Consider the following 22,551-nt stretch of genomic DNA (forward strand, 5'->3'; position numbering starts at 1 on the left):
CCTATATGGGGTATACTTTATAGTAAAAGAAAACCGTGCTGAGAAAGCACAGTATTCTTACACGACATCATATCCCTGATCATCGATTGTTTCTTTGATGTCATCAAGCTTTACTTGTGAGCCATCGAATTCGACTTCTACTTTCTTGTCTTCCAAACTTACTTGCACCGATTTCACACCGTCTAATTTAGCGACACTGCTTTCAATTGCTTTAACACAATGCCCACAAGACATACCTTCTACTGTTAATGATTCTTTTTGCATCTGAAAACTCTCCTTTATTTTTTCATAAGTTTTTGGATAGTAACCATAACTTCATCTAATACTTCTGTGTCTCCCTCGTGAATTCGATCAAGAACACATGTTTTCATATGACCTTCTAATAGAATTTTGGCTACGCTGTTGAGGGCAGAATGGGTGGCGGATATTTGCGTAATGACGTCGTCACAATACGTATCGCGCTCAATCAAGCCTTTAATTCCTCTTATTTGTCCTTCAATCCGATTTAATCGTGTTACAAGATTTTTCTTAACTTTATCAGAGTGATGGCTTTTCCGGACTTCTTCATCTGAGCATGCAGCATGATCCATTATACGCTCTTCTTCTTGAATCACGGATGGGTTAATCTCAGGATATTTTTCATTCTTTTCATCGGCCATTTTCCCACCTCCATGCTATAAATATACTATACCCCATTATGGTATGTAAAGAAAATTGATTTGATACTTTATTATTGATTTATTCTAAGAGTAACACCTTAAATGGGTCTCTTATACCGCTGTCTTTTCTTCCTACATCAAAAAAAGCGCGTTTCCATATTGGATCCACGCATTTTATATCTTATCTCTATATGTTTGTTGATTTCATCTTCCTCTTTTTTCTAGCTCAACGTCTGTTTTTCTTATTTGATCATCTGGTATTAAATCAAGAGTATTGAAGATCCAGGTATAGCGTAATTGAGTATCACAAAGAGCGAGCGCGGATAGAACGTTTTTACAGGGAGAACGAAATAATTTACTTAAATAGACAACAAAAAGGTAAAGAGTTCCGGGAAAATGCTGTTTTTTTACTGATTAAGTTTAGTTAAATAATCGTATAGGAACTTTCCGATTTTGGCAATTGTGTCTCGCGCAGATTCATTTTCTCCAAGTTCGTCAATTAATACAGCTATGTAGGCCGTTTTTTCTTGAGATCGAACAATGGCACAATCATGTTCAACCCCAGGTAGCTCCCCTGTTTTGTTTGCTATAAAGACTTTTTCCCTGTCCATTCTTGCCGGGAGCTTGGTATCAAATTGCTGCTGATGCAATATATATAGCATTTTTTCCCGGCTTTGCTCACTGAACAGTTGTCCCTGGTCTAGTATACGTAAGCAGGTGATGATATCAGAAGCAGAGGTGAAATTATTATAGCCTTGTTCGATTGCTTGGAAATCCATCAGTTTCCGACTAAGCTTAGTGTGTTTTAATGCTAAAAAGTTACAAAGGTTATTTATTGCATCTGACCCAAGACGGTCGATTATGAGATTCGTCGCGGTGTTATCCGACACAATGATCATGAGTGTGAGAAGGTCTTCTACTGTCAACGAAATATTTTCGGATAGTGTTGACAACACTCCTGCCCCTCCCACTCTATCCTCTTTAGGGACCATTACCGTTTCATTTAAATCGATATTCCTTTGCTCGGCCTGCCGAAAGCCTTCAAGAAAGATCGGAACCTTGATTAAACTTGCGGCAGAATAAGGAGTGTCATTATTGATTTGGATGGAGTATGATGGCAGGTCAATGGCTACACTGACCCTGCCTATACTTTTATCAATAGTGTCCAAAATTCTTTCCTCTAATAATTTCTCATTCATCCACTATTCATCCTTTACTTTGTGACCGCTACTTCGTCATGATCCTTGGTGATTTCATTGTCGTACAAGTGACAAGCAACAAAGTGCTTTTCTTCTACTTCCTTCCATTTTGGTTTATGGCTAGCGCACGCTTCCATGGCTACAGGACAACGGGTTCTGAAAACACAGCCACTTGGTGGATTGATAGGGCTGGGGATTTCTCCTTGAATGATTATTCGTTCACGTTCATCCTCTACATCGGGATCAGGAATGGGAATAGCAGAAAGTAATGCTTGGGTATAAGGGTGAAGAGGCTTTTTGTAAAGCTCCTTACTCTCGGTTAATTCAACAATATGTCCCAGGTACATCACTCCGATGCGGTTACTAATATGCTTTACCATGGAAAGATCATGAGCAATGAATAAAAAGGTCAAACCCTTTTCTTTTTGAAGCTTTTTCAATAAGTTTACGATTTGAGCCTGAACGGAAACATCCAGAGCAGAAATCGGTTCATCGGCGATAATGAAGTCTGGATTAAGGGCCAGAGCCCGTGCTATACCAATACGCTGCCGCTGTCCTCCACTGAATTCATGGGGATAGCGATTAGCATGATCCCTATTCAGTCCGACATCTTCCAGCAGCTGATAAATACGTTCCATCTGTTCTTTTTTATCACGGTATAAATTGTGGGCTTCCATCGGTTCTGCAATAATTTCACGTACCGTTGAACGGGGGTTAAGAGAAGCGTAAGGATCCTGGAAAATCATCTGCATGTTTCGATAAAAGGATAGCTTTTCTTTTTCAGAGAGTGTATGAACGTTCTTTCCGTCATACAGGACTTCCCCTTCTGTCCTGTCATACAATCCGATAATGGTGCGGCCTGTAGTCGACTTCCCGCAACCCGATTCCCCTACTAATCCGAATGTCTCACCTTTATAAATATCAAATGAAATACGATCTACTGCCTTTAAGGTTTTACCTTTTTCAAGCTGAAAGTATTTTTTCAATCCCTTTACTTCGAGTAGTTTGTGATTCGTCATGATGATTCCTCCGTTTCCTCCCAGTAGCGTCTTGCAATACATAGCTCTTTCTCGTAGTAGGTACCTTTCAGGGAAAGAATTTCAATGCTTTTCCCAGTGTTGGGAGAGTGGATCATCTGTCCGTCACCATGATAGATTCCAACGTGATGAATGCTCCCCTTACCTTCTTCATATGCAAAAAATAAAAGATCACCAGGCTCTAATTGATCCAGTGCCAATTCTTTTCCGGCTTTTGCCTGGTCATTTGCATCTCGGGGAATCAGATAACCATTCGCCTTGCACATGGTATAGCTGAAGCCCGAGCAATCAAACCCATAGCTCGTCATCCCTCCCCATAAATAAGGAAGATCAAGAAATGTTTTTCCAGAATTGACGATGTCTTGTCCGCTACCCTTTTGATCGTTAACCTTTGTGGTTGAGATGATTACATCTTTCTGTTTTAAGAAGCGTGTACCTAACGGAGTCATAACTTCAATAACATGATCATGCTCTTTCACAACGGGTAAAATCGTTTGGAAACTGAGTTCCAATTCTGCCTTATTCTCTTCATTGATTAAATCCGTAAATTTGCTAATGACTATGGCATATGTATCTGTTTGAGGTAACTCCCCGTGTGAAAGTTGAGCGCTAGGGACCCAACCAGGGTATCCTTGATTGTCTTTCGATGAAGCTTGGTCTGGAATGATCACATGAGACCAACCGTCCTCCTCTTCCATCACTAATACTTCCTGGCCGAATAAAGCTTGAGATTGTATACGGTTTTCATCGCAAAGAGCCAACCGGGTTTCATGTGTCAAGGAATCTAACCATTCGTTGATTTGCACCGGATTGGAAACGGCAGATGTATCCAAATTACGGGCTGAATCCTTAGATGTCCATACGGTTGATACGGGTACTGCTACTAACGCTTTTGTCGTCATATTAATTCCCCCTCGTAGTATTTAAACTAGTACTCTCTCTATCCCTAATCCAGGTTGGGTGGGCATCGTTATCATTCGACCGTTATATTCTATTCCTCCCACTACAATATCTGTTGCCAACATAAGAGGGGCGTCGAAATCAAATCGGGTCACGTTTTTCTTGCTTGCTGCAAAATGAGCTGCTGCCGTAATCCCGAGGCGCGTTTCAATCATGCTTCCTACCATACATTCGACACCACAAACCTCCGCGAGATCGTTCATTTTCTGAGCATAATAAATGCCCCCGGCTTTCATGAGTTTAATATTGATCAGGTCTGCACTGCGGGTTTTTAACACCTCAAATGCTTGATATGGTGTAAAAACACTCTCATCTGCCATAATCAGTGTATCCACTCCATCAGTGACTCTCTTCAGCCCTTCAATGTCATGAGCAGGTACAGGCTGCTCGACTAATTCAATATTAAGATCAAGGTCTTCCAGTTTACGAATCGCTTTGACAGCCGCTTTCGATTCCCAGCCTTGATTGGCATCCAGTCGAATTTTGATATCGTACCCGATTCGTTGGCGGATCTCATGAATTCTTTTAATATCCGTCTCGATATCATCTTTTCCCACTTTGACCTTCAGTACGTTAAAGCCTTGCTTCACATAGGCTTCTGCATCCTCACCCATTTCCTTTGGGCTATTAACGCTCACAGTATAATCCGTCTCTAGCTCATGACGGTAACCGCCAAGAAATTGATAGAGTGGAAGATTGCAATGTTGAGAAAGGCAATCATATAAGGCCATATCTACAGCAGCCTTTGCGCTTGAATTATGGACGAGCAATGAATGTAATTGTTGAAAAAGCTGTTCATAATTTAAGAGACTCTTACCTATGATGGCCGGCTTGATCACTTGTTGTATGGCCCATTCAATGCTGGATAAGCTGTCCCCTGTAATCACGACTGTTGGCGGCGCTTCTCCCCATCCAACAGTCCCGTCATCACACGTTAATTTCACAACGATGCTTTCTGCCACTTCAACGGTGCGTAACGCAGTTTTAAAAGGGGTATGTAAAGGGACAGCAGTTCTGAATGTTTCCAGTTGATGGATCTTCATGTGTTCTCACCCTCCTCAATGCCAGTTTCTACGATAAATGTTTGGTTATACGTATTCATACGTCCCATGCTGCCTAATGGTATGGCAATACTTGGGGAAGAATGACCGATATGAAATCCTTTTAATACAGGTTTACCTGCACTTGAAATATGTTCTTTGATCACTTCATCGAGAGTCAGGGATCGTTCACGTTTTACCGGCACACAGTTTTTGAAATCACCGATGATGATTCCGGATGCGTCATGGAATTTACCCGCCATTTTTAGCTGATTCACCATTCGGTCCACTTTATAAGGTTCTTCATCGATATCCTCGATGAATAGGATTTTACCTTTTGTATCCACTTCAAAAGGAGTCCCTAATGTGCTTACTAATAAGGTAAGATTTCCACCTACTACAGGTCCGCTTGCTGCGCCTTCTACAACAGTTTCCAACATGGAAAGTTTGTTTGTATATTCGATGTCTTCCGAACGGAATAACTGTTCAAAGGAACCCTTCGTTAATGCATGTACACCAGAAAGACCAATATCAGAACTTAACATAGGACCATGAAACGTAACGAGTCCTGTTAGTTGATGAATAGCTGTATGTAAAAAAGTGATATCACTATATCCCCAAAAGATTTTTGGATTATCCCCAATCAAGTTGTAATCCAATTGGGTTACGATCCGCCCTGTACCATAACCGCCACAGGCACAAATGATGGCTTTAACGTCACGGTCTTTGAACATCATATGTATATCTTCTATCCGTTCTTGATCATAACCTGCCAGGTACCCATATTTCTTATGGACAGATTTCCCCAACTTTATGTCCAAACCTAATTCTTCAAGAAATGATAAGGCTTTTTTTAATGGTTCAGGTTTCGGAGGACTTGCAGGAGCAATGACTCCTATTGTATCTCCTTTTTTGAGTTTTGACGGTTTTATCACCATACGCTGTCTACCCCTTTCGTAGAAAAAGAGGGAGGAAACGCAAGGCTCCAAGTAACCTTGCGTCTTCTCCACTCACTTTGTGTTCAAGGACTATTTTTTGTCTGCCCATTTTAATTCCATGTATCCAACTGGATGACGAACGATGCCGGATACATCTTTATTTTGTAAATACACGTGGTTGTAGAAGTGGACTGGAATGATCGGCATTTCATCCATTAAGACTTTCTCTGCTTCATACATTAATTCGAAGCGCTTCGTTTCATCTGCTTCATTCATGGCTTGTTTGATTAAGCTGTCAAACTTTTCGTTACTCCAACCTGTCCGGTTCATAGAGTGGCCTGTTTGGAAGTTCTCTAAGAAGTTGATCGGATCTGCGTAGTCTGCCAGGAATGAGCTTCGGGATAATTGGAACTTTAATGCTTTTTGCTCGTCCTGGAATACGTTCCATTCCATATTGGCTAATTTAACGTTTACCTCTAAGTTTTCCTTGAACATTTGTTGAAGGGCTTCAGCGATTTTCTGATGTGTATCGCTAGTGCTGTACGTTAAGGTTACTTCAGGAAGCTTATCGTATCCTTCTTCTTCCATTCCTTTTTTCAGAAGGGCTTTCGCTTCTTCGATATCTGTTTTCACTAAATCTCCGTTTGCTTCCCGGAAGTCTTTTCCTGAAGGATCATTGAACCCTTTTGATACGAAGCCGTATGCTGCTTTTTCTTTGTTCTTTGTCACAAAGTCGACCATTTGCTGTTGATCAACCGCCATGGCAAATGCTTTACGGATGTTTTGATTTTGGAAAGGCTCTTTTTCTAAATTGAAACGGTAGAAGTAGGTTCCTGCTTGATCTTCTACATTCACTTTGCCTTCTTCGAATAACTGTTTACTTAAATCAGCCGGAACATCCGCTGTATCAAGCTCACCTGTTTTGAATAATTGATAATCCGTGTTTGTATCGTTCACCATTGCCCAGTGAACTTTATCCAATTTCACTGAATCTTTATCCCAATATTGATCGTTCTTCTCCATGACAAAATGGCTGTCATGCTCCCATTCCGTTAATTTAAACGGACCATTTGCAACGAATGTATCAGCTTCTGCAAACCACTCAGGGTTTTCAGTAGCAACCTTCTCATTGATTGGGAAGAATGCTGGATTCGCAATGACGCTTAAGAAATAAGCTTGCGGACTTGTCAAAGTGACCTCAAATGTTTTCTCGTCCTTCGCTGCTACCTTCACTTCATCAGCTGACCCTGTACCTGTATTGAAGGCTTCTCCACCTTCAATGAAATAACCTAAGAATGCAGCCGGTGATCCCGTTTCCGGATTCAACAGACGTTTCCAAGCAAAAACGAAGTCTCCTGCGGTTACCTCATCACCATTAGACCATTTCGCATTGTCACGAATGTGAAATGTGTATACTTTTCCGTCTTCAGATACGTCCCATTTTTCTGCCATCGCCGGTTCGGGTTCATGATTTGCGTTTAAACGCGTCATCCCCTCCATTAAATTATTTAATGCTGTCCAGGAATAGGAGTCGAATCCAATTGGAGGATCAAAAGACGTTGGTTCAGCACCATTATTCAAATTAAGAACCTTTCCTGCATTTTCTTTCTTACTGTCTCCACTGCTCGACTCACTGCCTGCATCCTTCGTAGCTGTACAAGCCGCCAACACAAACAGGAGCATACCTACTAAAAAAACTGATAATAGCTTCTTCATGTTCTTCCCCCTCTTATTCTTTTTATCTATCAAACAATTAACCTAACGGATGGTTAAGCTAATCGATGAAAGCATCGCTTTTTTGGCACGTTTATCCTGAAGCCAGCAGTCAACGTGGTGATCGTTTGATAGCTGTGTTTTCGCTGGATACACACGGTCGCACACTTCCATCGCCTTTTCACACCGGGGAACGAAAGGACAACCAACAGGTGGTGAAAATAAATCAGGCGGTGAACCGGGTATCGGAATCAGATCTTCCCCATCAAGATCAAGCCTTGGAACTGATTTCAGTAACCCTTGTGTATACGGATGTTGAGGGTGATAGAAGATCTCTCTTCTGTTTCCTTCCTCTACTATTTTACCGGCATACATGACGGCAATCCGATCAGCAACTTGAGCTACTACACCCAAATCATGGGTAATCAAAATAATCGAGACCCCAGTTTTCTGTTGGATTTCTTTGAATAATTCCAAAATTTGCGCCTGTATGGTTACATCGAGAGCTGTTGTTGGCTCATCGGCGATTAATACGTCTGGTTCGCATACGAGTGACATGGCAATAACAATCCGCTGCCTCATTCCCCCACTAAATTGATGGGGATATTGCTTTAATCGTTCTTCAGGGTTTGGAATACTAACAAGTGTCAGCATCTCAATCGCTTTTTGTCTAGCCTGTTTCTTGGAAACATCGTTATGCTGCAGAATTCCTTCTATAATTTGCTCACCGATTGTCAGGGTCGGGTTCAGAGCCGTCATGGGATCCTGAAAGATCATCGAGATATCGGCTCCTCGAATCTTTCGCATTTGCGGTTCGGTTACATGTAAAAGGTCTTTTCCTTTAAATAGTATCCTGCCGTTCGTCACCTTCCCAGGAGGACTCGGAATCAATCTCATAATGCTTTGAGACGTTACACTCTTTCCGCATCCAGATTCGCCCACAATGGCAAGCGTTTCCCCTTTATGTAAATCAAAGCTCACTCCCCGAACCGCTTTGACTTCTCCCCCATATGTTGTGAATGATATGTGTAGATCTTGTACAGATAATACTTGAATCATGATGATTACCTCCTTAGCTTCGGATCAAGTGCATCTTGTAGTCCGTCACCTAAAACGTTGAATGAGAACATAGTTAGTGAAATAAATAAAGCCGGGAAGAATAAACGCCACCAATAGCCTGATAGAATCGTAGATAAACCATCATTAGCCATGACTCCCCAACTTGCATAAGGTGCTTGAATCCCCAATCCTAGGAAGCTTAGGAATGCTTCCGCAAAAATAGCGCTTGGTACGGTAAGTGTCATCTGAACGATAATCGGTCCCATCGTGTTAGGCAGTAGATTCTTCCGTATGATACGGGCTGTTTTCGTACCAAAAGTTTTAGAAGCAAGAATGAACTCATAGTTTTTGATTTGGAGCACTTGTCCCCTTACAATTCGGGCCATCCCGATCCAGCCCGTCACAGTTAATGCGACGATAATAGTGAGCAGGCCAGGCCCCATCACAACCATTAATAAAATCACAACTAATAGGTAAGGTAATCCGTATAGAATTTCAACAATACGCATCATAACGTTATCGGTTTTACCGCCCTTGTAGCCAGCTATGCCCCCATATACAATCCCAATGACAAAATCAAGGAGTGCTGCCATAAAGCCTACAAACAAAGATATGCGTGCACCGTACCACGTACGGGTAAATACATCTCGTCCCATATCGTCGGTACCAAACCAGTGATCACCGGAAGGCGGCAGGTTTTGGTTAGAAAGTGTTTGCTTCGTAACGTCATGGGGTGAAATAATGGGGCCAATGACAGCCATCACAATTAATCCGATTAAAAAAACAAAGCCAAGCATTGCCAGCTTATTTTTCACAAGACGCTTCCACGCATCCTGCCAATAGGAAAGACTCGGTCGGACCACGGCTTCCGCATCATCTTTATTCCTCTTCTTGGGTGTGAACCATTCATCCAGCACATCGGGAGTCGTATTTGGCTCTTGGTGTTTTGGAACCCCCATTATTTCGCCTCCTTCTTATGTAACTTAATACGTGGATCAAGGAACCCATAAGCTAAATCCACTAAGAACAGCATGAGTATGAGAAATGCACTGTAAAATACGGTCGTTCCCATAATGACGGGATAATCACGCTGATTGATGCTTTCCACAAAATACTTTCCCATTCCCGGAATCGCAAAGATTTGTTCAATAACGAATGTTCCTGTTAAGATCCCTGCTGCTAGAGTACCCAGTACGGTTACAACCGGCAGTAAAGCATTTCTCAGGGCATGCTTATACACAATTTTGATTGGTGACAACCCTTTGGCACGGGCTGTTCGAATATAATCCTGGGTTAATACTTCCAACATACTCGAACGAGTCAGACGGGCAATGATCGCCATTGGCCCTGTCGCTAAAGCCAATGTCGGGAGAACCATGTGACGCCAGCTCGTCCATGTGGCTACAGGGAAGATTCCCCTGTTTACAGCCAATTCCTGAATAAGTAATGTCGCCATCACAAAGTTTGGAATCGAAATCCCAAGTACGGCGAAGGTCATTGCCATGTAATCTATGATCCCGTTATGTCTGAGTGCAGCCAATACCCCTAAAATAATGCCAGATAATACTGCAATCACGAGAGTAATCATTCCCAATTCAAAGGAAATTGGAAATCCCCTTCCTAATAAGTCATTTACGGTTTGTGATGGTTGTGTAATAGATGGACCAAAATCTAATGAAACAAGAGACTTTAAATAGAGAAAATATTGAACCATCAACGGCTCATTCAAATGATAATGAGCTTCTAAATTCTGCTGTACTATCTCACTTGTATTTCGCTCTTCATTAAACGGTGACCCTGGTATGGCGTGCATTAAGAAAAATGTTAATGTCACAATCAGCCATAACGTAATCACCATGGCCAGTAGCCGTTTCAACAAATATGTACCCATTGATCTCACACTTTCTAACAGAATGTTGTTCGCATCGCCAGTTCAGTCATCACAAGCATGGCTCTATAAGCTTCCAGGATATCTTTCGCCTCAAATCGTACAGTGGTTGTGCCTGTCTCCAGTTCTGTTCCTGGCATAAGGCTTGCCCACTCTGCTTGTCCATAATTCGCAAATTCGATTCGTAATGTCGGATGGTCAGGTGGAGTGAGAGGTTTTACGTTTTCTTTATTATGTATTGCTTCTTCGGTTTTCTCCTTTAATAATTGAGCTGATTTCTGAGGTGTCAGGCTTTTCGCCACGGAACGGGAAATCGTTTCCTTCACGACGGCTGTCTTAACATTAGGGATCAATGCTTCTGCCTCAAGTGCTGCCTGGTCATCACCGGCAACCATCAACACTGGAACCCCATAAAATCCTGCAACATACGCATTAAAGCCCAGCTCACCGACGGCAACATCATTGATATACATGTTACGAACGCCGAAGATCATCGAATGGGACATCACCCCTTTCATGGACGCTCGTGCATGATAACCAACAAAAAAAGCCCCATCAAACGTCTCATCCAGTCCTTGAACCATAGAATATGGTTTCACTCCACCAGATATCAACTTTGTTTCAGGGTGCAGCTTTTCAATTAACAGATTGTTCATTTGTGAATGGCTATCATTTACCAGTACTTCGGCGCAGCCTGCTTCAAAGGCAGCAGATATTACCGTATTCGCTTCATCTGTCATAATGATTCTCCCGCGCTCATAATTATGCTTGCTCGAATCCACGTGTGTATGATCAACTAAGCCTGTAATTCCTTCCATATCCACCGACATATATACATTCATAGAGTAGCCCCCTTTCCTAGGAAATATTTATTAAATTTTCTTAATATTATAAATATTAATTCGCCTAATTACAACATTTTTTTGAATAAAAAGGAATTTATTCCTATTTTTAAAAAATAAAGATTTTCACTTTTCACTCAAAAATAGGTAGTTAGAATTATCAAATCTGATGAAAAACTAAAAATGCAATAGATTTCCTAATCGAAATCACTCCGCACTCTTTTGTTTATGTGCATGTCATATATCATTGAATTCGAGTAGTTAGGTGGGGGCAACAAATGACCTAGAATCATTTTATTGATATATTCCAATGGCTTTAGTCGTTTTTATGAAAATGAAAATCTTGACTTGATTTTTTATTCCCTGGTTGATTGATGACAGCGAGGATTCTGATTACGGTTCGCTGATATATTCTGGATTTCGCTGATAAACGAATTATCTCTCTTCTCAATTTCACCATGTTCACTCAATTTATCCTTTCATAGGAAAAAGACCTGGAGAAATCATCTCTCCAGGTCTTAAACTCGGTTAATGTATGTTAGCTTATTTTATTCAAAAGTTTTTCTGAGTGCTGAGAGCCCATCTCTGCAACTAAATCGAGTAATTCTGCTTTCGTTGTCTCATCTAGGCCTTTATAAATTAGGAAAGCTTGTGTTGCATCAGAAGTAATCAACTTTCGGTATAACTTGGATATCCTTTTACTCCTGTGGGTGTCCATTAGATCCTCCTCTATAAATCCTTTCTGTTATTATAATAAATATAGGCTTGTTTTTTCAATATATTCTTAAAAAATTAATTATGTAACAAGAATGAATCAACTACATTACAGTCTTTCTAATGGTCAACCTTGGAGGAGAAAATAATTTTCTTAGACCTTTACACGTAGGTGATTATCTAATAGACAAATCAGGTGCTAATTTTCCAAACTCAAGTGCTTCGAGAATGATTTCCTCAGAGAAACCTGTATACTGAGAAAGCATTTGGATCGTAATTTTCTGAGATTTACGAGAAGCTTGATTTTTTGCCATATGGGTTTGATACAAAACAATGGAATATTTGTCATGTATATTAAGCAACGATCGTCACAGCTCCTATTATTCTCTCCTCACAAGGTTGCGGGTAAAGGCTACTTACTATTTACCCAATGATCTTTTTTGAAAACGTATAGCGAGCATTTATCATTAGCGTATTTTCCCGACTGCTTTGATCAGATTAGAATTCCTGTCCCTAAACGAAGAACAAATTTTCTTTCAATCATCGTATCCCCCTAATCAGTATATCTATAGTTCAGAAAGAAAATAATCTAAAATCGCCATTATTAGAAGAGTGCTCCTCATATAGACAGTCCTTTCTATCATTCTATCTTACCTATGTAACGATTTATTCACTCTCAGTTTCAAAACTAAGTCACAAATGATTTTCACTAATCATTTTCTTTTTCAAAGAGAGAAAGGTAACAAAACATAAAATGATATACATGAAACCAATGATTAATCCTAATGTTATAGAATAATTCATTACTCTATAGAGGGTCAGCACACCCATGACAATTTAGAGAATAAGGAGTAATAATCCGTTCTTCTTATTTTGAAGCAGGATAGATGAAAATATGGCTAATGCTAGTGAGGTGGAGATTAAATATCACATTACTAAAATGACTCCCCACAAAACATCGTTGTTAATAGATATCATGTTTGATAGTGATTCAGGATCCATCATAATGCCTCCTGAACTTCATAATTCCTAACTATATTATTATTTAGCCTTCTGTCTCCTCTGTCTCTCAATATGAAAAACAAGAAAAGCTACACCACTAAATCCAATAATCCCAAATGCACCAGCGATTATTCCCTGAACAGTATGTGTGAAGAGTGTGAATCCCATAACACAACTAGATCCAACAAGAAGGAGAAGTAACCAGTGGGCATATCTGCTTATAAAGTGGTTCATATAAAAAACCCCTCCAAAATATCATTATTCTATTCATTTTAACATAATATTCCAAAATATCTTAATGAAAAATAAGCTACCCCCAAAAGGATAGCTTATTTCACTTCACTTTAAATTTTCAAGAAACAGTCGCACAACATCTGCCCCACCGATTACAGTACCGAGTGTACTTCCTAAGTTAGCAAGCACAACAATGAGGAGGATTCGCGTTACTTTGTTTCTCCAGAATCCTTTTACACTTAGAACGTCTTCAGATAGTGAGTCAAAGTCACCGACATTTGGTCTGCGGAAATATGCTTGCACGAATCCGGCAAACCATCCTGCTGCCAGAAGTGGATTTAACGACGTGAATGGTGCTGCTATGAATGCTGTCAATATCGCTAATGGATGTCCAAGTCCAATGGCTACGCCAAGTGCAGAGAATCCTCCGTTCCATAGTATCCAACTAATTCCCTGTTGTATCCCGGCATCTGGGTTGGAAATGAAGGTATAGGCAATCACGGCAAGGATCATTGCAGGAATAGCCCAGCCTATAATCTTTGGCCATTTTGACTTAGCAGGCCGTTCGTTCAGTTTGTCCAAATTATGTTCTTTATTGATTTCCTTAGTGATCCCAGGAACATGAGCTGCACCTAACACCGCTACAATTTTCTCTCCCGGGGCATCTTTGATTTTCTGGGCAAGGTATTGATCCCGTTCATCGATTAATGGTGTTTTCAATTTAGGAAACACTTGGGTGAATTCATTTAGCATCGAATCCAGCATATCTTGAGATTTGATTTTCTCGAGTTCTTCTTCTGTAATGGTATCGTTACTGAAGATGCTATAGATGATTTGTGTCATGAGTTTTGCTTTGCCACTGAACCCGACACTGTTCCAGATTCGGGAGAACGTGATTTGGATATTCCGGTCAGCCAAGACGAGTTCAGCGCCAGTTTCTTTCGCCGACTCAATTCCTTGAATCATTTCCTGACCCGGTTTGATGCCGAATTGTTTGGCCATCCGTCGCTGGAATGATCCAATGGCCAAATTCATAAGAAGCAATGTAGCTTTTTTGTCTTTAATTACTTGAAAGATGTCTGTATCCTTCCATTTATCTCCCTCGACGATTGATTGGTACCTTGGTTCGTCCAGCTCGACACAAACCGTGTCCGGCTGTTCGGATTCAATCACTTCTTTTACCTGCTCTGCACTTTGACGAGATACATGAGCAGTTCCGATGAGAATGTATTCCTTCCCATCCATATGTATTCTGGTAATATTCTTTTCGTTTTCTGTCGACATAGTGTACCTTCCTTTAACTCCGTTGACTTCCAATTGGTATAAATTGATTCTACCTCATAATGATAAACTAGTTTTGGCAAAATTTAAATAAATTCTATTTAGAATCGAGAAAGATATTAGTTTTGGAGGTGATTTTTATAAGTTTTAGCTGGGTTAAGGTTGGAATTTTGGTGTTGATTGCTATTGGTTCGATTTATCAGCGATATTTCGATTTTAACGGCGATATTTTAATTATAACGGCGAAATCAGAGTTATAACGGCGAAAAAAAGAGCCCTTTTTAAGTGATAAGATTTACTCAAGTGAGCTTGAAGAATTTTTTGAGCTACATCAATCAGCGCCTTTTTCACAAATGTTGTTTCAACACATCGATGGCAAGGGTCAAACAGATGCTTCCATCTACAAATAAGCAGGAATTGACCGAAAACACTTTTCGAAAATCAGATCGATTCCTGATTACAAGCCGAGTAAACGGATAGTAGTAGCCCTGTGTCTTTCTCTTGAACTGTCGAAGGAAGAAACGGATGATATGTTGAGTGCCGCCGGTTTCTCCCTTTCAGACAGTGACCGATTCGATCTCGTGATTCAGTTTTGTTTAGAGAAGAAAATCCATGACATCGATGACGTGAATCAGGCACTGTATTCACTTAAGTTAAAACCACTATAAAAAAATAGAGTGCTAGAAACGGCACTCTACTTCAACTAATATTTCTTTTCGATTTTCTCTTGTAACGTTTCGATTTTTTCTGGAAGAACGAATAAGTATTCAATGAGGCCTTCTAGTAATTCCATAAGTAATCCCGCTGTTTCATCGTCAATTTCCCTTTCCAATTCAAGCATTTCATAGAAGGGGGAGTTTGGATGTACAAGGTGGCTCAGCGCCTGGATTGGCTTTGTAAGATCGACATTCTTTGGAAGCTGGTCGAATTGTTCCGATAAGGATTGCCCGTTTACTTTGTCCCCATTAAAATTCTTCAGAACACTCTCTAGAACGCGCTTAGACATAACGGCTGTGGCGGAGTTATCCTTCGACTGGCTGACATTTAATGCGGATCGAAAGGATCGTACGAGGTCCTGTGGAATCCGTTTATTCCCTTGAATCTGATCCAAAGGTCCGTTCGTTGCCAGGGGATCATAAATATAAAGGCCAGCTTCCTCACGTTGTTTGACCGAATCATCATTAAGCATAATAATAAAAACAGCGGGTTTCTTACACTCTGAACAATTTGCCTCTGCAAATAGTCCTGTTTTATTTACTTGATAAAAATTGGCTTTCAAAACAAATTCACTTGCCTTTGAGCAGCTTGGACATTGACTTTTGACTTTCTTAGGAACTTTTTGATAACCATACTGAATATGAGACAGTACAGATCCAGGTAGTATTTCTCTCATTTGAACCTCCTAAAAAACGCAACATAACGAATAGATTTTAACTATTTAGAAAATTTAAGATAAATAAAAAAACGCTTTCCTTATATCAAAATTATACCTTTGCTAGAAATGATTACAAGGTTTAATATGTGGAAAAAAGGATTTGTGAGATTGGGACTATAAATGAAATGGAGTGACTTAGTTATTCATTCAACTTCCCTAGCGTTTCTTCCACTTCCGTTACGATGGATACAAGCAGATCTTTAGTAGATATATCCCTGCTGAGTCTCGGGCTTTGTCCTGACCACAAGGACATGAATTCTGGGATTCCCTTTTTACCCGCTTCTTTTCTTAGTTCTTTCGTTAACGCATTTTGTATGGGGTACGGAGGTAATTGGCTCTCGTATTCCTGCATTCCCCTTATAAATCCGTTTTCGATCCCTCGTGCAGGTTTCCCGCTAAAGGCAGTTGTGATGACCGTGTGAGTTTCTGATGATTCTAAAACAGCCCTTTTATGTGGAGCCCCAGCCCCACTCTCTTTACATGTAAGAAAAGCAGTTCCCATTTGGACTCCTTTTGCCCCTAAAGCAAGTGCTGCAATAACGCCTCTTCCATCCATAATCCCTCCGGCTGCAATCACAGGTATGCATACCGCATCCACCACTTGTGGAATGAGAGAAAAGGTTCCGATCATTGAGTGTTTAAATGAACCAAGAAACGTGCCTCGATGTCCACCTGCTTCACTCCCTTGGGCGACAACGATGTCTACTCCTCTCTCTTCATTGATAATTGCCTCTTCAACAGTGGTCGCGGTGCCGATCACAATGGTTCCTTCCTTTTTTAACTCTTTCACAAGCTCTTTAGATGGGGCGCCGAAAGTAAAGCTGCAAACGGGTATCTTTTCATTGAAGATGACTTCTAGCTGGTTTTCAAAATCGGATTGCAGCTCTGAAAAAGAGCTGTTGTCCGGTAGGTGTAATTCTTTTTTAAAAGGCTCCATTAATCTTTGGGCGTTGGTTATTTGTTCATCAGTTACTATTGGAGCTTCAGGTATGAAAAGGTTGACCCCAAAAGGCTGATTCGTTTGATCTTTTATTTCTTTGATTGCTAGTTTCATATCATCATCGGACATATATCCTGCTCCTAAGGTTCCCAAACATCCCGAGTTTGAGACCGCAGATACCAGGTTTGTAGTAGTGACTCCACCAGCCATTCCTGCTTGGATGATGGGATAGCCTATGCCCAGTATATTAGAAACGCTGTTTTGTTTCCACATGGTTTCCCCACCTTCTTCTTGAATTATTTAAAATTGAACTATAAATAAATCATGTCAAATTTAGTCTTTTTTAAATGAAGTAAACTTTAAGACAATTTTCATGAATTCCTCATAGGAGGTAAAATGCTTGTTCCAGGAGTTATACCATTTTCGAATCGTTTCAAGTAACCAAAATGGAATAGCTTTTCCGTCTATGAGGTTGTAGTGATCCTCATATGCTTTCTTTAAATGCTCCCATCTAAAATCATTTCCAGGGAGCACGTACTCTGACACATCTATAATTTTGGCTCTTCCATTTTGAAGCAATATATTCTTTAAATGAATATCACGGGGATTCAATCCTTGATCACGAACATATTGTCTAGCATCCTCCACATCTTGAACTGCTTGTTCTGGAATATGAATTCCTTGGAGCAGACAATCGAATAATGTTGGTCCCTCTTCGTAACTTAGAACGAGAAACTTATCATATGCTGCATAGCAGGTTGAGAAAAAAGGTGAATCCCCAATGGTATTGTATACTTTTTCTTCTATTTTAATTTTCGATCCCTTATCCTCCGCGTACAATTTGAACGCAAACTCTGGAGCATAAATGGATTGAAAAACCGCTGCATCTGTCCCGACACCGATGCATCTTAGACTATCATCCCCACCAAATATCCTGACAGGTTCATTATTGGGGTTTGACGTCACGGTAACTTGAGATAGAGATGGTAGTGCTGCTTCCCATTTATTATCCATATGTTCTCCCTTCGTTGGATCACTCTATTAAAGGTATGATTGGAATTCATACCTTATTCAGAATAATATAGCACCTGCCAAACCATGATATCAATTTTGCACCTTCGTAATTTGCTAGAAATTTTAGACAGTTGTATTTAATGGTAGAAATTCGTAATGACAGTTAATGTCTGTTAAGAGCTTGTGGGAGCTCAAAATCACGGCTCCATAAAACTAAATTAACCTGTTTTCACAGCATCAGCCTGCTGCTTTAACTCTACCCTTTCTTTTCGTCTATCCAACTCAGTGGTAATGTTCTTTAATATGAGTGTCCCGATAAGACCGATTGCAAGGATGATTCCCGCCATGATGCTTGATGGTAGTATTGCACCAAGCGTGACCGTCACAGAAGCAATCAACATGGATAAGTTAAACTTCAATCCATTGAAGGCCATATAAGAACTACGTGCATCGTCAGGCGGAATGGCAGCCATGTATGATTGTTCGATAGGCACTCGGAATACTTCTCCAATCGTGAGAATTGCCATCATCAAGAACAGTACGAACAAATTATTGGAATAAGCGAGAGAAGCATACCCTACTGTGAATAGGAAGCAGCTCCAAACTAAAACAGTTTTATCTTTTAACGAGTGCGGGATCCTCGTCACAAATAGCATGAGAATCACGACTAAAATCGTATTTTCACTTCTGAGAATTCCCATCGTCTGTACTCCGTCAATTTGCCATAAAAGGAATTGTTGAGAAGGCATTTCTTCACTTAATCGAATTCCGATATAATTGGTTAGCTGGAACTCCATTGATAGAATAAGAACGCCTGCGATCGTAAAGAGGACAAATAGCTTGTCATGCATGACTTTCCCGTAGTTTGATACTATTTGCTTTACGTGCTGGGAAGGAGTAAGCTCAGAATTCACTGGTGCATAGCTTTCACTAATGAAGAATGCAACCAATGAAGCGGTTATGGCAGATGCTACACTCAGGGCTAGGAACAGCTCGAACAGGTAATCATTAAACAAGAAGGCACCGAGAATTCCTCCGATAGCGATGGACAGGTTGTTTGCCCAATACGTAATCGAATACATCAACTTTCGTTGTAGTGGCGTGCTTACATCAATCATCATTGCCTGATTTGCTGGTCCAGCAAGTCCCCAACAAATGCTGTTAATCGTCATCATGGCGAAGGTGACCGCTGCAGATTCAAACCAGGGAGAGTTACAGGCCATCATGGTGAGAAAGGCTAGAAACCGAAGTGTCTCTGCAAATAACATGATTTTCTTCCGACCAAATTGATCTGCGAAATAACCTCCAAGAAAATTGATTCCAATCCCTACAAACACGTTGATCAGAAGGAGAAGTCCTGCTACTTTGGCTCCAAAATGAACAGCTAGGTAAATAGACATAAACGGGAAAATCATACTCCCGATGAATCGACTCATAAACGTTTCGATAATTCGTATTTTAATATTTTTATGAAAATCTCTAAATCTCATTTCATTCCTTCTCTCTGTCATTTAAACATCAAGGTACGTTATTTCTCTAAAAGGGCCGTTAATAAAGTAATATTCACTCAAGTGCTTCAATTATAGATCGGCAGGTGATGTCACTTACTTTCCCCTTACCTCCTTCAAGCCTCTTAATCGTTTGAGCACTCACGTTTGCTTTCTGAGCTAATTCCTCTTGTGTTAATTGAGATTTCACCCGCAGAATGTGAACGATCTCTCCCATATGTAGTCTGTCAGTATGAGAGTCATTTCTTACAAAACAATTATTTATGGAGTTACATAATTTCTTCATGTCCTTCATAGGTTGACTCCTCCAACATTTGGTAAAATTATATTTACTAAATATAAAGAAATTTCTACACATTTTCAAGGGAAACCGTATGCTTTTCTTATTTACAATATACGGTTATATTGGAAACTCTTCATGGTTTGATTGGCTGAAAGTTATTTGCGACTTTTGGATGGTGTGAGTTTTAATGAGCTACAGAGCAGTATATATACGATTTCATTTGAAAAATAGATGGGAAAATACTTAGAGGATTGACTCTAAATATTTTCCCATTTTCATTTTTTATGAAATTAATGACAGTTATCCGAAATTCTGTTGTTTAAATCCCTAACTTGCACACAGCATATTATCATGAATCTTATTAGAAAAATTCATATAATCCTTCTTCAAAATATTGATATTCTTCCTTGGATACTTTGTAACGGGCATATCCTTCATAAAATGAATTCATATCTTCAGGTTTATCAATGAATTTTCGGATTGCCAGAGACTCATCATAGCGGGGATCACCCACTGATACCCCTCCTACGTCAATAAAGAGCTTTGCCTTACCATCGACCACCATTACGTTGTCGGTCGTACAATCACCATGAATCATGGTTTGTTTGACCACTTCAGGTTTCTTCAAGACTAACTTTTCTAATAATTCCATGGTTGCATCGGTTTGACCATTAACGACATAGCGCTTTCCTTGAGTAAGCTGCTCTTGCAACCAATCGCCTTTTGGGATCAAAGACTTGATTGGTTCTCCCTCATGAAAGTGATGAAGAAACTCCCCAAAGCTCTGGATGAGACTATTTCTTTCGGATTGTGAGGATGCATAACGTAAAGCAGTGGTTAACGTGATCCCTCTTTCAAAAGACATAATTAAATGAGTGGCATCCTCGTTATCAATCAACCCCAGGAATGTAGGAACCGGCATATTATGATGATACAGGACTTGTAGTTTGTTAGCCTCATCTCTTACCCACTCACGGTATTTTTCCTTAAAGGAACTTTTAAGCAAATAGGATCCTTCGTCAGTTACGAGCTGACGAACTTCAGAAGTGCAACCTTGTTCTTCTAGAAGACGAATAGATTTTATACTTCCGACGATTTCCACTAAATCAATTTGAAGTTCGTTTTTCATTTTTTTCACCATTTTCTAAATTAGATCTCTACCAAATTAGCTTTTTCACTAATCTGCTTGGTTATCTCGCCTTCTTCTATGAACTGCATAACCTTTTATGCAGGATGCCTGTCATACAGTTAATTACCAGCAGTGTACATAACTATATTCTCTCATCATTTTTCGCACGAATAAGAATATCTCTGATAAGTGGCTCTTTCTCCTGAGTATACCTGGGTCGATCAAATTGATAGACAGAAGCCAACCTTTTTTCAATGTTGAATATTCCTGGGCAGTTTCGGGATAGGTTCTTAAATATTCACGAAATAGAATCTTATCAGTCCACTCACTACTATCAAACTCACATATATGCAGATGACAGGTACCTCTGCCCCAATCCCCTTTTCGAAAAAATCTGCGATCAATCAACTCAGGCTTATGTACGTACTCATAATCCACTTTCTCTAACGATTTAATAAATGAAGAGACGACATCAAGATCCTTTACACCAACCAAGATATCAATAATCGGCTTTGCATCAAGCCCTTCCACAGAAGTACTTCCTATATATTCTATCCCTATGAGGGACGGACCTATCGCATGAATGATTTTCATTTCTTTTTGTATGTACAGGATTTTCCAATTTGGATTGTATGGGGTTAATTGGACGATTGGTTTGTTGATGGTCATTATTTCACCTTCCATTGTTATTTAGATGATCAATGTATTTCGGCAACTCCATCAAATCATCAATCACCCAATCTGCTTGTTCCACATGACTCAAGTGAGGGTCTTTCTTCCAAATACCTTTCATCCCCACCTTTTGAGAACCAAACACATCATACTCAGGATGATCCCCGATAAAGATGCATTCATTAGGTTCTAAATTCAACCTTACTAATGCCCTCTTGAAGATTTCAGGGTCTGGCTTTTTCAAGCCTTCCCATTCTGAAACTAGAATTTCATCAAAGTGTGCTTTTATTTCAAGAGCCAGGATGTTGTCCATTTGAAACTGGCCAAAGCCATTTGTGATCATTCCTAGTTTGATATTTTTCTCTCTTAATTCATCCAACATTTGATGTAAATGTGGGAAAGGTACACAGCTATGCTTGAATTCACTGATATAATCCTCAAGCAGTTCTTCCCAGGTTAATTCAGGAATAGTGAATTCCTCGATAAGCTGCTTGTACACTTCATCTTTCCAGACGTAGCCGCGCCGGTCTAATTCAATGAATCTGGTTATGTACGATTCTTTTGGGATATGTCTTAACCATTTATCCAGTCTTTCATATTGGTTAGTGATGAATTCATTTACAGAGGCGTCTCTGTTCAGCAGGGTTCCGTCCAGGTCGAAGATGGCCGCTTGGATCATGATGGGGTGTCCTCCATTCCTATCGTTTTAGTCGAAGGTTCATATTACATATAGAGATTTTGTCAAATAGGTAGCTGATTTTGTCCGAAGAAGGGATTTGCGTCGTCATCCCAGCTGTTTTTGTGATTATTAGAGATTTAGTGCTATGTTTCCAACTTACGTGTTCATTTATCAGCAAAATTTCTAATATATCAGCGAACACACACCATTCCAGTACCTTATGTAAAATAAACATCTCCACACATATACATGCTGATCCCGAAATGGATTGGATCCGGTTCTTATGATAATTTCACTTTTGAGTTCCTCTATGTTTCGTATATAG

At 40.1% G+C, this 22,551-nt stretch carries 24 protein-coding genes; 1 reads left to right on the plus strand and 23 read right to left on the minus strand.

The window, feature by feature from the left end; all coding sequences use genetic code 11:
* Positions 1-57 precede the first annotated feature (57 nt).
* From copZ to AC6CIB_RS03710, 15 genes are all read right to left on the minus strand, one after another.
* Positions 58-264: a copper chaperone CopZ gene (gene copZ, locus AC6CIB_RS03640; protein ID WP_498278070.1), complete on the minus strand. Its 207-nt coding sequence runs from the start codon at positions 262-264 to the stop codon at positions 58-60.
* A 14-nt stretch (positions 265-278) separates the two neighbouring features.
* The gene (locus AC6CIB_RS03645; protein WP_498278646.1) at positions 279-590 is read right to left on the minus strand and encodes a metal-sensitive transcriptional regulator; all 312 of its coding nucleotides are present in this window, start codon (positions 588-590) and stop codon (positions 279-281) included.
* Positions 591-1,066: 476 nt separating this feature from the next.
* Positions 1,067-1,858, minus strand: coding sequence for a serine hydrolase (locus AC6CIB_RS03650; protein WP_498278072.1), 792 nt, complete (start codon positions 1,856-1,858; stop codon positions 1,067-1,069).
* A 14-nt stretch (positions 1,859-1,872) separates the two neighbouring features.
* Entirely contained in the window at positions 1,873-2,877 is a 1,005-nt protein-coding gene (locus AC6CIB_RS03655) for an ABC transporter ATP-binding protein (RefSeq protein WP_498278074.1), read from the minus strand.
* On the minus strand, positions 2,874-3,797 hold the full coding sequence (locus tag AC6CIB_RS03660; protein ID WP_498278075.1) for a C40 family peptidase: 924 nt from the start codon (positions 3,795-3,797) through the stop codon (positions 2,874-2,876). Before AC6CIB_RS03660 ends, AC6CIB_RS03655 begins: the two co-directional genes overlap by 4 nt.
* Positions 3,798-3,818: 21 nt before the next feature.
* On the minus strand, positions 3,819-4,898 hold the full coding sequence (locus tag AC6CIB_RS03665; protein WP_498278077.1) for a dipeptide epimerase: 1,080 nt from the start codon (positions 4,896-4,898) through the stop codon (positions 3,819-3,821).
* On the minus strand, positions 4,895-5,833 hold the full coding sequence (locus AC6CIB_RS03670; protein WP_498278078.1) for a S66 peptidase family protein: 939 nt from the start codon (positions 5,831-5,833) through the stop codon (positions 4,895-4,897). Before AC6CIB_RS03670 ends, AC6CIB_RS03665 begins: the two co-directional genes overlap by 4 nt.
* Positions 5,834-5,923: 90 nt before the next feature.
* Positions 5,924-7,549, minus strand: a complete 1,626-nt coding sequence (locus tag AC6CIB_RS03675) for a peptide ABC transporter substrate-binding protein (protein WP_498278080.1) — start codon at positions 7,547-7,549, stop codon at positions 5,924-5,926.
* Between the two features lie 42 nt (positions 7,550-7,591).
* Positions 7,592-8,605, minus strand: coding sequence for an ABC transporter ATP-binding protein (locus AC6CIB_RS03680; RefSeq protein ID WP_498278081.1), 1,014 nt, complete (start codon positions 8,603-8,605; stop codon positions 7,592-7,594).
* Positions 8,606-8,610: 5 nt separating this feature from the next.
* The gene (locus tag AC6CIB_RS03685; RefSeq protein WP_498278082.1) at positions 8,611-9,564 is read right to left on the minus strand and encodes an ABC transporter permease; all 954 of its coding nucleotides are present in this window, start codon (positions 9,562-9,564) and stop codon (positions 8,611-8,613) included.
* On the minus strand, positions 9,564-10,496 hold the full coding sequence (locus AC6CIB_RS03690) for an ABC transporter permease (RefSeq protein ID WP_498278083.1): 933 nt from the start codon (positions 10,494-10,496) through the stop codon (positions 9,564-9,566). Before AC6CIB_RS03690 ends, AC6CIB_RS03685 begins: the two co-directional genes overlap by 1 nt.
* A gap of 14 nt (positions 10,497-10,510) precedes the next feature.
* Positions 10,511-11,335 carry a D-aminopeptidase DppA gene (gene dppA, locus AC6CIB_RS03695; RefSeq protein ID WP_498278084.1) on the minus strand — a complete coding sequence of 275 codons (825 nt, stop codon included), beginning with the start codon at positions 11,333-11,335 and terminating at the stop codon, positions 10,511-10,513.
* 890 nt (positions 11,336-12,225) lie between these two features.
* Complete coding sequence (locus AC6CIB_RS03700; RefSeq protein WP_498278085.1) at positions 12,226-12,411, minus strand: hypothetical protein; 186 nt, start codon at positions 12,409-12,411, stop codon at positions 12,226-12,228.
* Between the two features lie 679 nt (positions 12,412-13,090).
* Positions 13,091-13,285, minus strand: coding sequence for a hypothetical protein (locus AC6CIB_RS03705; RefSeq protein WP_498278087.1), 195 nt, complete (start codon positions 13,283-13,285; stop codon positions 13,091-13,093).
* Positions 13,286-13,390: 105 nt separating this feature from the next.
* Positions 13,391-14,569, minus strand: a complete 1,179-nt coding sequence (locus AC6CIB_RS03710) for a TraB/GumN family protein (protein WP_498278088.1) — start codon at positions 14,567-14,569, stop codon at positions 13,391-13,393.
* Positions 14,570-15,096: 527 nt separating this feature from the next.
* Here AC6CIB_RS03710 and AC6CIB_RS03715 point away from each other — a divergent pair.
* Positions 15,097-15,234, plus strand: a complete 138-nt coding sequence (locus AC6CIB_RS03715) for a hypothetical protein (protein ID WP_498278089.1) — start codon at positions 15,097-15,099, stop codon at positions 15,232-15,234.
* A gap of 35 nt (positions 15,235-15,269) precedes the next feature.
* Here AC6CIB_RS03715 and AC6CIB_RS03720 read toward each other — a convergent pair whose 3' ends face one another.
* The 8 genes from AC6CIB_RS03720 to AC6CIB_RS03755 all read right to left on the minus strand — a co-directional run bounded on the left by AC6CIB_RS03720 (position 15,270) and on the right by AC6CIB_RS03755 (position 22,226).
* Complete coding sequence (locus AC6CIB_RS03720) at positions 15,270-15,959, minus strand: DUF4145 domain-containing protein (RefSeq protein ID WP_498278090.1); 690 nt, start codon at positions 15,957-15,959, stop codon at positions 15,270-15,272.
* A gap of 181 nt (positions 15,960-16,140) precedes the next feature.
* Positions 16,141-17,214 carry an NAD(P)H-dependent flavin oxidoreductase gene (locus AC6CIB_RS03725; protein WP_498278091.1) on the minus strand — a complete coding sequence of 358 codons (1,074 nt, stop codon included), beginning with the start codon at positions 17,212-17,214 and terminating at the stop codon, positions 16,141-16,143.
* Positions 17,215-17,274: 60 nt separating this feature from the next.
* A complete protein-coding gene (locus AC6CIB_RS03730) occupies positions 17,275-17,955 on the minus strand; it encodes a serine/threonine protein kinase (RefSeq protein ID WP_498278092.1) in 681 nt (226 codons plus the stop codon).
* 218 nt (positions 17,956-18,173) lie between these two features.
* Positions 18,174-19,445, minus strand: coding sequence for an MDR family MFS transporter (locus tag AC6CIB_RS03735; RefSeq protein WP_498278094.1), 1,272 nt, complete (start codon positions 19,443-19,445; stop codon positions 18,174-18,176).
* Positions 19,446-19,518: 73 nt separating this feature from the next.
* Positions 19,519-19,758 (minus strand): helix-turn-helix transcriptional regulator, encoded by a 240-nt coding sequence (locus AC6CIB_RS03740; protein ID WP_498278095.1) that lies wholly within the window; start codon positions 19,756-19,758, stop codon positions 19,519-19,521.
* Between the two features lie 349 nt (positions 19,759-20,107).
* Positions 20,108-20,875, minus strand: a complete 768-nt coding sequence (locus AC6CIB_RS03745) for an aminoglycoside phosphotransferase family protein (RefSeq protein ID WP_498278097.1) — start codon at positions 20,873-20,875, stop codon at positions 20,108-20,110.
* A gap of 123 nt (positions 20,876-20,998) precedes the next feature.
* On the minus strand, positions 20,999-21,544 hold the full coding sequence (locus AC6CIB_RS03750; RefSeq protein WP_498278098.1) for a GrpB family protein: 546 nt from the start codon (positions 21,542-21,544) through the stop codon (positions 20,999-21,001).
* Between the two features lie 4 nt (positions 21,545-21,548).
* The gene (locus tag AC6CIB_RS03755; protein WP_498278100.1) at positions 21,549-22,226 is read right to left on the minus strand and encodes an HAD family hydrolase; all 678 of its coding nucleotides are present in this window, start codon (positions 22,224-22,226) and stop codon (positions 21,549-21,551) included.
* Positions 22,227-22,551 lie beyond the last annotated feature (325 nt).

Source organism: Rossellomorea sp. GQ25, from assembly GCF_059758515.1.